Source organism: Rhodococcus sp. 320_ES (assembly GCF_059691855.1).
The window spans coordinates 461,634-475,646 of record NZ_JCAWAG010000003.1 but is presented as its reverse complement, the minus strand read 5'-3'; the positions used below and the strand labels follow the sequence as shown (position 1 = coordinate 475,646).

13 protein-coding genes are annotated in these 14,013 nt (G+C 63.7%); 3 read left to right on the top strand and 10 right to left on the bottom strand.

What is annotated here, in order from left to right; all coding sequences use genetic code 11:
• Positions 1–49: 49 nt before the first annotated feature.
• The 6 genes from AC59JP_RS12795 to AC59JP_RS12770 all read right to left on the bottom strand — a co-directional run bounded on the left by AC59JP_RS12795 (position 50) and on the right by AC59JP_RS12770 (position 4,229).
• Positions 50–1,225, bottom strand: coding sequence for a trans-sulfuration enzyme family protein (locus tag AC59JP_RS12795; RefSeq protein WP_497326142.1), 1,176 nt, complete (start codon positions 1,223–1,225; stop codon positions 50–52).
• Positions 1,222–1,443, bottom strand: a complete 222-nt coding sequence (locus AC59JP_RS12790; RefSeq protein ID WP_497326141.1) for a hypothetical protein — start codon at positions 1,441–1,443, stop codon at positions 1,222–1,224. Before AC59JP_RS12790 ends, AC59JP_RS12795 begins: the two co-directional genes overlap by 4 nt.
• Before the next feature lie 6 nt (positions 1,444–1,449).
• Entirely contained in the window at positions 1,450–1,902 is a 453-nt protein-coding gene (locus tag AC59JP_RS12785; RefSeq protein WP_497326140.1) for an FMN-binding negative transcriptional regulator, read from the bottom strand.
• A gap of 8 nt (positions 1,903–1,910) precedes the next feature.
• The gene (locus AC59JP_RS12780) at positions 1,911–2,642 is read right to left on the bottom strand and encodes a B3/B4 domain-containing protein (protein ID WP_497326139.1); all 732 of its coding nucleotides are present in this window, start codon (positions 2,640–2,642) and stop codon (positions 1,911–1,913) included.
• Entirely contained in the window at positions 2,635–3,249 is a 615-nt protein-coding gene (locus AC59JP_RS12775; RefSeq protein WP_497326138.1) for a helix-turn-helix domain-containing protein, read from the bottom strand. The genes AC59JP_RS12780 and AC59JP_RS12775 overlap by 8 nt, the downstream gene beginning before the upstream one ends.
• A 77-nt stretch (positions 3,250–3,326) precedes the next feature.
• Positions 3,327–4,229: a LysR family transcriptional regulator gene (locus AC59JP_RS12770; RefSeq protein WP_497326137.1), complete on the bottom strand. Its 903-nt coding sequence runs from the start codon at positions 4,227–4,229 to the stop codon at positions 3,327–3,329.
• 177 nt (positions 4,230–4,406) lie between these two features.
• On the opposite strand from AC59JP_RS12770, the gene AC59JP_RS12765 reads away from it, so the two are divergent.
• Positions 4,407–7,025 (top strand): bifunctional 3-(3-hydroxy-phenyl)propionate/3-hydroxycinnamic acid hydroxylase, encoded by a 2,619-nt coding sequence (locus tag AC59JP_RS12765; RefSeq protein WP_497326495.1) that lies wholly within the window; start codon positions 4,407–4,409, stop codon positions 7,023–7,025.
• 11 nt (positions 7,026–7,036) lie between these two features.
• Here AC59JP_RS12765 and AC59JP_RS12760 read toward each other — a convergent pair whose 3' ends face one another.
• From AC59JP_RS12760 to AC59JP_RS12750, 3 genes are read right to left on the bottom strand one after another with little or no spacing between them, the layout of a single operon-like run.
• On the bottom strand, positions 7,037–8,047 hold the full coding sequence (locus AC59JP_RS12760; RefSeq protein WP_497326136.1) for a LacI family DNA-binding transcriptional regulator: 1,011 nt from the start codon (positions 8,045–8,047) through the stop codon (positions 7,037–7,039).
• Positions 8,048–8,104: 57 nt separating this feature from the next.
• Entirely contained in the window at positions 8,105–8,884 is a 780-nt protein-coding gene (locus tag AC59JP_RS12755) for an SDR family oxidoreductase (RefSeq protein ID WP_497326135.1), read from the bottom strand.
• A complete protein-coding gene (locus AC59JP_RS12750; protein WP_497326134.1) occupies positions 8,881–9,744 on the bottom strand; it encodes a sugar phosphate isomerase/epimerase family protein in 864 nt (287 codons plus the stop codon). Before AC59JP_RS12750 ends, AC59JP_RS12755 begins: the two co-directional genes overlap by 4 nt.
• Positions 9,745–9,903: 159 nt before the next feature.
• Between AC59JP_RS12750 and AC59JP_RS12745 the strand changes: the two genes are divergently transcribed.
• Complete coding sequence (locus AC59JP_RS12745) at positions 9,904–11,253, top strand: MFS transporter (protein WP_497326133.1); 1,350 nt, start codon at positions 9,904–9,906, stop codon at positions 11,251–11,253.
• Positions 11,250–12,968, top strand: coding sequence for an FAD-dependent oxidoreductase (locus AC59JP_RS12740; protein ID WP_497326132.1), 1,719 nt, complete (start codon positions 11,250–11,252; stop codon positions 12,966–12,968). The genes AC59JP_RS12745 and AC59JP_RS12740 overlap by 4 nt, the downstream gene beginning before the upstream one ends.
• A gap of 22 nt (positions 12,969–12,990) precedes the next feature.
• On the opposite strand, the gene AC59JP_RS12735 is transcribed toward AC59JP_RS12740, so the two are convergent.
• On the bottom strand, positions 12,991–13,926 hold the full coding sequence (locus AC59JP_RS12735) for an NmrA family NAD(P)-binding protein (protein WP_497326131.1): 936 nt from the start codon (positions 13,924–13,926) through the stop codon (positions 12,991–12,993).
• Positions 13,927–14,013: the final 87 nt, after the last annotated feature.

The following is a 14,013-nucleotide window of genomic DNA, read 5'->3' as shown; positions in this document are numbered from 1 at the left end:
GACGCCGCACCGCGTCGGCGGATCGTCCGACGCGAACGTCGCGTGCGTGCTACGGACGCACCGTGAGGTGGTCGGTAGCCCGTCGCACCGCCGATTCGAGGTCGTTCCACAGGTCGTCGACATGCTCGTAGCCGACGCTCAACCGGAGTAGACCCGCTGGAACATGTTCCTGCATCGGCAATTTGGCTCTGCGCTCGATGGTGCTCTCGACGCCGCCGACGCTGGTGGCCGACACCACCAACTCGACGCCGTCACACACCGCGTCCGCCGAGGCCGCGTCGGGTAGCTCGAACGCCAGGATCGCACCGAAACCGCTCATCTGACGTCGAGCACGCTCGTGGCCGGGATCGTCGGGAAGTCCCGGGTAGCGCACACGGGTCACACCCGGCAATTGCTGCAGCCGAAAGGCCAATTCGCGAGCGCTGCGCTCGCTCTCCGACAATCGCAGGCTCATGGTGCGGACGCCGCGGAGCGCCAGGAAGACCTCGAGCGATCCGGGAGTTGCGCCGCCGACCTCACGGCGGCGGCGCAGCTTCGCCACCAGCGCAGGGTCATTGGCCACGGCCACACCGAGGAGGAGATCGGAATGGCCTCCGACGAATTTCGTGGCGCTGTGCACCACGATATCTGCGCCGAGGTCGAGCGGACGCTGACGCAAGGACGTCGCAAAGGTGTTGTCGAACGCCACCAGCGCTCCGGCAGCGCGAGCTGCCGAGACGACTGCGGCAACGTCGGCAACACCGAGAAGTGGATTGGTGGGCGACTCGATCCAGACCATGTCCGCGTCCTCCACCGCGGCCGATACCGCCGCGGTGTCGGTGATGTCGACGAAACGCGCTGTCCATCGACCGTTGTCGTGTCCGTCGGCTAGACCGGCGAGCACGCCTGCGTAGCATCCGTCCGGCGCGACGATCACCGAGCCCGCGGGCATGGTGTCCAATACCGCTGTTGCAGCAGCCATTCCGGAGGAAAACGCGGTGGCGATCCCGCCTTCGAGCGCGCCCAGGACGTCCTCGAGCGCTGACCACCCGTCGGTCCCATCGTCGCGCGAGTACTCGCGACCACCCGGCTCTCCGGACGCTGCTGCGTGAAAGTTCGAGGCCATCACGATCGGGACGTTGACCGGATCGCCCGCCTGGCCCGACCCCCGGCCGGCTCGAATCGCCAACGATTGCGGGTGCAGGGCCGCTCTGGTCGACCTGTCGTCGGGTGTGCGTGTCGTCATCGTTGTCCAGTTCCGTTCGGTGTCGATGTGTTCCAGTCGTCGATCCGCTCGAGCCGTCGGCGTTGCTGAGTTGCTGCGCTCGCGTCGAGTCCGTGCGCACGCTCGTCGAGCAGCGCGCTGACGCGACTGCGAAAGTCGACGGGTTTCGCATCGTCGAATTTGAACTTGGCGTCTACCTCGAGCACCGTCAATCGAATTCCGCGAATGCCGGACAGCATGCGGCCCTAGGGTGGTTCACCGGGGACGAGCGGGGCGTGACGACCTTCGGGCTGGAAGTCGGCCAGCTGCGCGGCCAGCAGATCCGCCTTCGCCTGCGGGTCGTCGACGATAGTGGGTCGGCACACGAATTGCACTGCGGCGTAATAGCTCGTCGGCACGCCGTGCTCCGTCGGAATGCCGTCCTTGGCGCGCCAGTAACCGGGGACGTAGGCGTAGTCACCGATGATCGACAGTCGAACCTGTTGCGCAGCAGCCAAATGCGGCCAGATCGGGTTCGGTCTGGCGAGGTGGACGAGCAACTCGTCATCGCCGGAGACGGTGAAGTGCGTTGGGACGACAACGGGGGCGAGTGTGGCGTCGGTGTTGTTGACGACGAGCGTGCCGAAGCGGTCGGTCGTTGCGAGCCACGCGCGCCACTCGCCCGCGTCGATCGGTGCGTCCCAGGGTTGAACGAACATCTCGATCCTCAGGCCTTCGGGTGTTCACTGGACAGAAGTCGTGTCGCGATTCGGACGTCCGTGCCGAGCCGAGACAGATGGCCGCACAGTTGTTCCCCGATGTTCGACAGGGACTGCGGAGTGATCGGTGCGAGCGCGTCGAGAATGAACAGAGCTGTGGTCGTGCTGTCGGTGAGCTGAGTTCGGCTGCACTGCCGCCAGTTCCATCGCCGGCACGTCACTCCGTCGTCGTCGCGCCACACCACCTCCCCCGGCTCGGGGAACTCGGTTGCCGGCTCGCCCTGGCTCGTGGTGTCGAACGGCTCGTCGCCCACGGCGCGCACCAGCCGCGGCGCCCCTACGTAGTGAGTGAGGTCCTCGCCGCCGATGGGAATGTTGTGCAACACAGAGACCGCGTTGTACACGTCGGTGAGACGGTTGATGCGAGGCAGTCCCGAACTCGTGCGGCGCAAGAGCGCCTCGACGCTGGGCCGCGTCCGTTGCGGCTTGGCCCCGAATGCTCGATAGGCCTCGCGCCACGCGGCAACATGTGGAAGCTGTTCGGGCGCAGTGCTCGAGAGCTGTTCCCGCGCCGCGGACTCGGCCTCGACCAGGAGCGCTTCACCGACGGCATCACTCGGGGCGGGGACCAGTCCGTCGACCGCAATGAGCAACGCACGATAGTCGGGGCGCAGTGCGTACACCTCGTGGTCGACGTGTGCGCTCGCCACGATGGCGTCGAGGTCGAGTGAGTCAGGCATCGATCGTGTCCGTTCGCGATGTGGAGGAGGCAAGACCGACGTCGGGTTCGAAGACGGTGAGCGCGAATCGCGCTGGAATGGCGGAGCCGTTGATGTACGCGTGCGAGACGTCGCCGGGAAAACTCATGGCGTCACCGGTGGCCAGGCATTCCGACCTGTCGGCGCACTCGACCGTGACGGTTCCGTCCAGAACATGGATCAACTCGCGCGTCCCGCCGGCATGCGGGTCGCTTCGGTGCTCGTCGCCAGGACCGAGCGTCCAGTCCCACAGTTCGATGACGTCCGGTGAGGTGGTGCCGGCCATCAGTTGCGCGCGGCCGCCCCCTGCGCCCTCCCACAGGGTCGCGCCCTGCCCGCGCCGAGTCACCCGAATCGGCGACTCCACGGGCGGCTCCACCAACGCGGGCAGACCGACTCCGAGCGCGTCGCTGAGTTTGAGGAGTGTGCCGATGCTCGGATTGGCGGAGCCCTGCTCGACGCTCACGAGCATGCGCCGACTGACCCCCGAGGAGAGTGCAAGCCGATCGAGTGTCCACGACCGCGCCTGCCGCTCACGGCGCACTCGGGCGCCGATGGCGAGAGCCAACGATTCGGCAACAACACTCATGAGTGCACTATAAAGCACGAACCGGGTTTTTCATCGCACTTTGCACGCGTTAACAGCGCGCCAACGTAGCTGGAGCCTCAATCGGTCTGAAAGAGCGAACGCATCCGGCCGCGCAGCCACATTGCTGCGGGGTCGCGGTCGGTGCGTTGATGCCAGTACAGCGAGATCGTGAATTCGACAGGTCCGAACGGCAACGCAAGCACCTCGAGGTCGCCCGATCGAGCCATGTACTGCGCAGTGGAGAACGGGACGGTCGAGACGAGGTCGGAGTTGCTTATCAGCGATGGAAGGCTGAGGTGATTCACGACCGTGATGGCGATGTCGCGTTCGACCTTCAGCGCATCGAGTGCGCGGTCGATGCCCCGGTTGGAATGCGTGGGACTGGCAACGACCGCGTGTCGCAGCCGTGCGTACGCCGCCAGTGAGAGTCCGTCGGTCACCACCGGATGATCACGTCGGACCATGCACGCGTAGGGATGACGGAACAGTTGCACCCGACGGAGCTTCGAGCGATCGAGCTCCGGGAACGAACCGATGGCCAGGTCCACCTCGCCGGACGTCAGGTTCTCATAGAGCCTGCCGGAGATGGGCGACGTCACGTGAAGGGTCGCAACAGGAGCTTCCACGCTCATTGCATCGACCAAACGTGGCAGGAACGCCACCTCGGCCACTTCGGTCATCGACAACCGAAACATGACCGTCGACGCAGCGGGGTCGAAAGGGCGCGAGCCGGACAGTTCGGAATCCAGCAGTTCGAGGACCGGCGCTGCGGACTCGACGAGGTTGACAGCGCGCGGCGTCGGTTTCATTCCTGTCGACGTGCGAACGAACAGATCGTCGCCGAGTTGCTTGCGAAGACGGCCAAAGGCCGTGCTGAAGCCGGACTGGCTCATCCCCAGCGCTTCGGCTGCTCTTCCGACGTGCCGCGTCCGGTTCAGAGCGACCAACAGCCGGAGCAAATTCAAATCCATATCTGTCATCGCGAATCACGATAACTGTTCTCGCCCAATTTCTTGTAGACGGATGTGATGCAGGCCACGATACTCAGTTGCACCGCGTCGGCACCGACGCCGACGCCAACGAAGAGGTAACCGATCATGGACAGCGATCGCGTCAAACAACTCGATGCAATCCGCCGAGCAATACCCGTGACCAGAATGGTCGACTACGGCGTAGCGCTGGCCACGGCCGAAATCGTTCACCGGGAGACCAGCGAAAGCACAGACCGATCGTGGGACGACGTGTGTGAAGCGCACGCCCGCCAACTCCAAGCCGACAACCCGCTGTCCGGCGAGGTCGATTGGAGCGCAGTCTCCGCACTTCTGCAGTGCGCCCAATTACCGCTCAACGACGACGCGGGGCGCAAAAAGGAGCTCTATCATGCAGCGCAACAAGCGATGTCGTCCCACTGCGCGACGCACCGCGAAATTCGACAACTGGTATTGGACACACCCACGGGAAAGATCTACGGCTGGGAAGTGGCACCGACAGGTGCCGCGATCGGCGGCGTACTCATCGTGGGGGGCCTGACAGGTTGGGGCAGTGTCTATCTCGGTCAGGCGCAGACCCTGGCGGCCCGCGGGTTCCACGTCGTACTTGCCGAGGGCCCCGGGCAGGGCTTGACTCGCATCGACACCGGAATGACACTGAGCCACCGGACATCGAGCATCTTTTCCTACTTCGTCGATCACCTCGTCTCTGTCACGGGCAGTTCGATAGGAGTGTGGGGCAACAGCTTCGGTGGGTTGTTTGCAGCCAACATCGCGATCGCCGACTCTCGGGTACACGCGCTGTGTGTGAACGGAGCACCGTCGTCACCTGTGGTTCCCCGGTTCAGAACCGCACGGGAATCGATGTACCCCCTCTTCGGGACGACCGACGACGACGAGTTGGCTCTGACACTGGACAATTTCGCGATCGTTCCGTCGGTCCAGCGTGTCGATGGTGCTGTGCTCGTCGTCGGAGGAGGGGCAGATCCGCTTGTCGGCACGAAGGAGCAGGATGCCTTTCTTCTCCTCACGACGGACGACAGACGATCGACGATGTTCTGGCCCGACGGCGAACACACCGTCTACAACCACAGCATCGAACGCAACGAGATGGTGAGCGACTGGTTTGCCGAACAACTGCAGCACGGACGCGAGATCGCCGACTTGTCCACCCCCGAAGAGTCCACCCCCGAAGAGCAGAACGACACGACCACAGAACCAACCGATGTCGACGCGGACATCACAATCGTCGGACTCGGTCCTTCCGGGCTGACGCTGGCATCGCTGCTCGGTCAGCAGGGGCACAGCGTTGCCGTGGTGGAGCGTTGGCCGGAGCTGTACGGCAAGCCGCGCCTGACTCACATCGACGGGGAGACAGCCCGGTTACTGAGCTATGCGTGCGACGCCGAGGAGGCGCTCAGGGACTCGTGGACGACACCGCAGTACGGGTGGTTCAACACCAAAGGCCAGATGCTTCTCGACGTGGCTGCGGGGAACTCTCACAAGATGTTGTGGAGCGACCACCTCGCCGTGCATCAGCCCGACATCGAGCGAGCGCTGCTCGACCGGATCGAGGCGGCGCCGAACGTACGTCTTCTGCGCGGTTACACAGCGGACGGACTGATGCAGGACGAATCCGGCGCCGTGCTCACCGCAACCGAACGTCGCCGCAACTCCGAGCGCGGCACCGAACCCCGCACCATCCGTGTCCGCTCGCGCTTCCTCGTCGGATCGGACGGCTCCAACAGTTTCGTCCGCGAGGCGATGGGCATATCTCGCCACGACTTCGGCTTCAACGAGCGGTGGATGTGCGTGGACACCGAACCCCTTGCCCCGTTGCCGGCCAAGTTCGACAGCAATGCAGTGCAAATGTGCGACCCCGCGCGCGGCTACATGTTCATACCGATCGGCCGCAAACGTCAGCGTTTCGAGTTCGCATTGCTCGACAACGAAAAAACGGAAGACATGGATACCCCCGAGGCGGCGTTTCGCATGTTGAAGCAGTACCACGACATCGATGCCGAGAACGTCGAACTGATTCGAAATCTGGTGTACACGTTCGAATGTCGCCTGGCGAATCAATGGCGTAAGGGCAACGTCTTTCTCGTGGGCGACGCAGCGCACACGAACCCGCCCTACATGGGTCAAGGCGCATGTTCGGGAATCCGCGACGCGATCAACCTCGCGTGGAAGTTGGATCTGGTGGTGCGCGGCGTTGCCGACGAGTCACTTCTGGACACCTACGAGCTCGAGCGCAAACCGCACGCGAAGCAGCTCATGCTTGCATCGCGGTCACTGGGCAAAGTTGCCAACACGACCAATCGGGTGCTTGCGACACTGCGCGACTTGATGTTCCGGTTCAACGTGGCGCCGAAACCCAAGTTTCCCGTTTTGACTGCCGGAGTGCTGCGCCGCACCACATCGGGATCACTGCAACCGGGTGCGGGTACCGTTCCCGGCCAGGGAAAAGTCGAGAAAGATCATTCGACAACCCCATTCGACGACATACTCGAGTTCGGGTTCGTCTTGATAGCACGCGAAGACGTGCTTGCACGGCAGTCCGACGAGTTGAGAAGCAACCTCGATGCGATCGGTCTTCAGCAGGTGATTGTCGGCGACGTGGTACGCGATGTGGACGGCTTCTACGGCACCTTGATCGATGGCCTCGGCGCCGACGTGGTTCTGATCCGTCCCGATCTGGTCATGTACGGACACGCCGACGGTTCTCATGTCCAGGAATTGCTGAGCGACCTCGTTCACGACTCGATGGTCGTGGCGGCCCGTTGACCGAGTCGACTTCACGTGCGGTGGAAGACGGGGCCTGTGGTTCCACGAACAACGAGGCTGACGGGAAATACTCGCGGCCCCGGCTTCTCGGGCGCGTCGTCGTCCAACCGTGCGAGAAGGAGGCGCACAGCTTCCGCTGCCATGTCGTCTATGGGCTGGTGAACAGTGGTCAGATCGATCATCGCCCATTGCGACTGTGGGGAATCGTCGAAGCCGATGATCGACAACTCACCTGGCACCGCGACAGCCATTCTGGACGCCGCATCGAGTGCAGCGAACGCCAGTTCGTCCGTGACGCAGTACATTGCGGTGGGCGGCTTCGGAAGCGTCAGTAGCGTCGTCGCCATCTCCACTCCGTGTGAATGGGTCATCGTGGCTCGCTTGATGTACTCGCTGGGGACACCGATTCCGCGACGGGCGAGGGCTTGCAATGCGCCGTCTTCACGTGCGGCTCCGTTCGTGCGGTCGCGCGGGACGGAGAGGATGGCGATGTCCCGATGTCCCAAAGCGGTGAGATGTTCGGCGACCAGTTCGCCGGAACCGACATCGTCGGACAACACGACTTCGAGATCGAGCGTAGGGTCGTCTCGACTGAGAAGCACCACAGGTGTGTTGCGCGCCAACACTTTGCGGACGGTGAGCGAGTTCTGTCGTGCTGATACGAATATCATTCCGTCAACGGTCGCAGGATCGAGCACGTCGACGCTGTCGATACCGTCGGCGTCGTCGGGGTCTCGGATGAGGGCCATTCGGTATCCGCGTTCGGCGAGACGATGTTGGATCGCGTCGACGACCGTCGGGTAGAACGGTGACCTGAGGTCTGCTACGACCACCCCAACGGCACGGGCGCGCCGCGTGACGAGACTTCGGGCCGCCGAGTTGGGTACATAGCCCAGTTGACGGGCCGCTTCCAGAACTCGTTTCGTGGTGCGTTCGGAGACCGCAGGATCACCCCGCATGACCCGCGAGACCGTGGTTTGACTCAGGCCGAGGTGAGCGGCTAGGTCGACGCTGGTCACCACACCGGAGACACTACCGTGCGCAGTGTGGTCGGCCGAGAACATCGACTGCGGCGGGTATCAGGCCGTGTTGCGGCCTCCGCTGAGGTCCAGGGTTTGTCCCGTCACGTAACTGGCTTCGGTCGACAGCAACCATGTGGCCAGGGCAGAGAACTCCGCCGTGCTTCCTACCCTGCCCATCGGTACTCGGGCCAGGAGCGCGGCGTTGCGTTCGGGGCTGAGGTCGGCCAGCATGGGTGTGTCCATCATCGATGGTGCGATGGCGTTGACCGTAACATTGCGTGTAGCAACCTCTTTCGCTGCTGTTTTCACCAAGGACACGACCCCCGCTTTGGATGCGGAGTAGGCGCCTTGGTGCGGGTTTCCCTCTCGCGCCGAGATCGACGACAGGATCGTCACCCGTCCGTATCCGCGTGATGTCATCAGGGGAAGAATTGCGGCCAGTCCGTGGAAGCAGCCGTCGAGATTGACACTCAGAGTTTTCGCCCAGCCGTCGAACGACATTTCGGTGAGCGGCGTTTCGGGCCCTTGGATTCCGTGCGCGAAGAGGGCAGCATCGAGTCGGCCGTGCGTCGACATGATGTCGTCGAGCGCGCGGTTCCACGAATCCCTGTCGGTGACGTCGAGTGCTGTGATGGTGTGGTCGCCCTGCGTGCCGCCGGCAACGTCGGTGCGAACTACCGTTGCGCCTTCACGTTCGAGACGGTCGGCCGTAACCGATCCCAAGCCTCCGGCGGCGCCGGTGACGAGGACCGTGCGGCCGCGAAAGCGTTCCGGGTAGCAGGTCGATGGGTCTGCCGTGGTCGGCAGAAGCTCGGTAGCAGTCTGCGGTGCGCTCATCGTGAAATCTCCATGGAGTCGTGGTCGGCGGATGCGACGAGCTCGCTCGTCGCGGTGAACAATCGTGTGAGATGCGCCCCGGCACCGTGGGTTTCGACGAAATCGACGTCGGGGACCTCGACGCTGATTGGCACACCCGGTAGTGCCCGCAGAATATCGACCAGGGGAAAGGATCCGGTAGACGGAACGAGGCGCTTGGCCCGAGACTCGATCTGGCGAGGTGAGCCGTTGGTGTCCTGTCCCAGTGGCATGGTGTGCGGATTCGGCAGCGCGGGGACGGTCGGCGGTCCGTCGCAGAGTTGGATGACGCGGACGGCGCCGCCGGGTGCTGCCTCGAGGTCGGAGATGGTTCCTCCGGCACGCACGAAGTGCAGGACGTCCAGCATGATCGCGCACCCAGTGTGTCGTGCGACGGCCGCGGCGTCGGTGAAGGTGTCGACGTGCTGATACGAAATCGGTTCGATCGAGGCGGCGATACCGAACTGCGCTGCGTCATGAACCAGGTGCGCCAGACTGTCGAGCAGACGATTTCGCTCTGGGTCGCCGCCGATGACGTTGAGGACGTCGGCGCCGAGAAACGCGCCCGCTTCCAGCACCGGCATCCATTGATCGGGGCCTCGTGCCCCGTCAAGGGTGAAGACCTCGACATCGAACACTCTCAGTCCAGTGTCTGCGAGTGTGGTCCGTGTCCGCCGCGACATCGACGAATGCGCTGTCATCGGGTATTGCTCTTCCGACGCGGTGGCCGGATGGACCCGAACACCGACGGATGAGTATCCGACTTGTGCAGCTGCGCTGACCAATTCGTGCGGAGGTAGAGAGAGCGCGGACAGATGTGCCAGTCCTATCGGTCGGTGCATGAACGGTCCTTCGGATAGATCGTGGGTGGGAGTTGACGGTTCGCGCTGGATGTACTTATGCTGTGGATCACAAATGACTACGTAGTCATTGAAACATCACACCGCGTACTTCGCAACATTCCTGATCACGTCGATCGCCGTCACCGAGAGGGCCCGAGAATGTCAACTCTGAAACCGCCTGTACCCGAACCCGATTCGAGCCCGTTCGCATCGAGCCCCGTCGCCGCGTCGTCCGCACCCCTCGGGGGCGGATCACGTCGCGCAGCGATGGCAAGCACGGTCGGCGCCATCGTCGATTGGTACGACTTCTTCCTGTACGGCACCGCCGCCGCCCTGGTGTTCGGGCCACTGTTCTTCCCGTCGGCAAATCCGACGGCGGCAACGCTCGCATCCTTGGGTTCGTTCGCGGTGGGCTTCGTGTTCCGGCCGATCGGCGGCGCGATATTCGGTCACTTCGGTGACCGCGTCGGGCGACGCAAGATGCTGGTGATCACGATCTTGATCATGGGCCTGGCCAGTACGGCCATCGGACTCCTGCCGACGTACGCCGCCATCGGTATTGCCGCACCTGTTCTGCTGGTGACTCTACGAGCGATTCAAGGTATCGCGGTGGGAGGCGAGTGGGGCGGCGCTGCCTTGATGGCAGTGGAGAACGCTCCCAAGCACAAGAGAAACTTCCTTGCCAGCGGAGTCCAGATCGGGTCGTTCCTCGGCCTGTTGCTCGGAACGCTCGCCTTCTCGCTGGTTACCACGCTCACCGACGAGCAGCAGTTCGAAGCCTGGGGGTGGCGGATTCCTTTCCTCGTCTCCATTGCCTTCGCCCTCGTCGGACTGTGGATCCGAAGCGGTGTGCCCGAATCGAAAGAGTTCGTGAAACTCGAAGCGGCGCAGAAGAAGCAGAGCGCGCCGCTGATCGAGGCGCTGCGGACCAGCCCCAAGCAAATCTTGGCAATCATCGGGATGCGTTTGGTCGATCAATGCACGTTCTACCTGGGTTTCACCTTTTCGTTGGTGTATGTCAAGAACTACACCGACACTCCCCCCAGCAGCGTGCTCACTGCATCGATGGTCGCTCTCGCTCTCGCCGTGCCTGCCACAGCGCTGTGGGGAACGCTCGCAGACCGATTCGGTTCGCGCTGGTTCTACGTCGTCGGACCGGTGTGTGCGGCCGCGGCAGGAGTTCCGTTCTTCTCAGCACTCGAGCACGGCTCGATGCCGATGATGATTCTCGGCTTCTTCCTCCTCATCAACCTCGGACACAACATCTCCGCATCGGTGCAGCAGACTTGGTTCACCGACATGTTCGACGCTCGAATTCGTTATAGCGGAGCAGGATTCGGCTACGCCGTAGCAGGCGCGGTAGGCGGGTTCGTTCCGCTGATCGCAACCGCTCTGATCGACGGCAGCGGTAGCTACACCCCAGTGGCGATCTTGCTCGCCGCCGCGTGCACCGTAGCGCTCGTCGCCAGTCTGTGGTCTTACAAGTGGACAGGACAGGCGCAGCGATGACCGACACAAAATCGTGTGACCTTCTCGTCATCGGCGCGGGAGCGGGCGGTCTCGCAGCCGCCGTCACCGCAGCACATCACGGCGCGAAAGTCGTCGTGGCGGAAAAAGCAGACGTCTGCGGCGGAGCAACGGCATGGTCGGGTGGATGGATGTGGGCGCCTCGAAACCCACTCGCGGTTGCCGACGGAGTCGACGAAGACATCGAGCTGCCACGCACGTACCTCCGGAATCGACTCGGGGCGAACTACGACTCGGCCAAAGTGGATGCCTTCTTGCGCAACGCTCCAGAAATGGTCGGCTTCTTCCAGAACGAGACCAAGCTGCAGTTCGTCGCCGGCACACAGATTGCGGACATTCACGGCGACACCCCTGGCGCCGGAACGGGCCACCGCTCCGTCGCCCCGCAGCCGATCGACGCCTACAAAATTCCCGCCGACGTCCGCGCGAAGCTTCGATGGCAACTGTACGAAACTTCTTTCCTCGGAATGGGAATCATGGCAGGACCTGACCTGCAGGCCTTCCTGCACGCCACCCGTTCACCGAAGGCCTTCGCACACGCAGCACGCCGAGTCACCCGCCACATCCTCGACTTGGCCACCGCCCGCAAAGGAATGCAACTCGTCAACGGCACCGCCCTGATCGGTCGACTGCTCGCATCGGCACACGATCTCGGGGTCGACATACTTGTCGGTTCCCCGGCGCGTGCACTCCTCACCGATACGGACGGACGTGTGACCGGCGCACGCATCGACACACCCACCGGACCGATGACGATCACCGCTGCGCGTGGAGTCGTACTCGCCACCGGCGGATTTCCGAACAACATCCCCATGCGAAAGAGGTACTTCCCTCGCACCCCCACCGGGCGGGAACACTGGACACTCGCCCCCGACACCACCACAGGCGACGGCATCGCGCTCGCCGAGACCGTCGGTGGCCGACTGGACACAACCCTGGCGTCACCCGTGGCCTACTGTCCGGTTTCGCTCGTTCGTTACCGCAACGGCGCCACCGGGGTGTTCCCGCACATCCTCGACCGAGGAAAACCCGGGGTCATCGGCGTCCTCGCATCGGGCAAACGGTTCGTCAACGAAGCCGACGGATACCACGACTACACGACAGCGATGCTCGACGCCGTGCCCGAAGGAGACGAAGTCTGCTCCTGGCTGGTGAGCGACCACAGATTTCAACGGTTGTATCCCCTGGGCATGTCCAAGCCGCGCCCGATACCGGTGTGGCCCTACGTCCGGTCGGGCTACCTACACCGAGGCAGAACACTGGCGGAGCTCGCCGAGAAGTGCGGCGTCGATCCCGCGCAGATCGAACGCACGGTGGCAACGTTCAACGAAGGGGCGCGGAAGGGAGTCGACGAGGAATTTCACCGCGGCGCCACACCGTTCAATCGCGGTTCCGGCGACCCCGACAACCCCTTCCCCAACCCCACGCTGGCTCCGATCGAGAAAGGGCCGTTCTACGCCGTCAAACTCGTGCCCGGGAGTTTTGGAACGTTCGCTGGAATCACCACGGACGCAGCCGCTCGGGTGCTCGACAGCACCGACCGACCCATCGCCGGTCTGTACGCAGTGGGCTCGGACCAGTCCAGCGTGATGGGAGGCCATTACCCTTCCGGGGGCATCAACATCGGACCCGCAATGACATTCGGGTACATCGCAGCTCGACACGCGGTCGACGAGCACGACACGTCCGCCGTGTGAGCTCGACATCTGGCCGCTGCGGTCAGCGGGACGCAGCGATTTGGTCGTACCGGACACCGCGGAGCTCCCGCAGAATCGAGCGCAGCGGGGCGGGCGGACGTCCGGTGATCTGCTCGACATGTCCGGACAGCAGCTTCTGGTAACCGAGTGCCACTGCGAGGTCGGCCGACACCAATTCGTCGCTGGCCCACATGTGGCCGTCGGCGCTGGCCGGCATGGTCGGGTCGTAAGTCCTCGGCAAGCCAACGGAGTCGAAGTACGCGAGGCGGTCCGCTGCGGACACGGGTTCGTACGCGATGGGCCTACCCCAGGTCGCGGATCCGAGTTCGGCGATCTCCGTCATCGTGAGCAACTCCGGACCGGTGATCTCGTACACCGCGCCCTGGTGCTGGTCCGGATCGTCGAGAATCGTCGCCGCGACATTCGCGATGTCGATCTTGGACACCGGCGCGAGCGATCCGTGTCCGCATGCCATCCGAAGGACACCCTCTTCGGCCGCCGGCGCGAGCCAGATCGCCGCGACGATTTCGGCGTAGAGCTGATTGCGGAGGAAGGTGACGGGGATTCCGCACGAACGCAGGTCCGACTCGGTCTGGAGGTGATCGATGGCAGAGAGTGCGGGGTTCCCGGGTTGCACCCCGCCGACCGAGGTGTAGACGATGTGACGGATCCCCGCCGCCTTCGCGGCCTCGATCGCGTTCCGATGCTCGTCGATCCGTCGACCCAGATTGAGTCCACTGATCAGGAACAGGATGTCGCCGTCCCGGTAAGCCTCGGTCAGCAGCGATCGATCCTGGTAGTCACCCGCGCGAACCGAGACGGCATGCGCGGGCGCAGGGAGATGTGCAGGTGACCTGGTCACCAAGGTGAGTTCCCTGTCGGGATCGCGCTCGAGAAGACCACTGGTGACGCGTCGGCCGAGGTCGCCCGACGCACCGCTGATCACTATTCTGCTCACTGCATTCCTCGGTTCCGTTGTCTGCGCAGCCCGAATGTGCTCGGGGCGTGCGGATGTCGTCTCCATCACAAGATGCCTTGCCTCTGC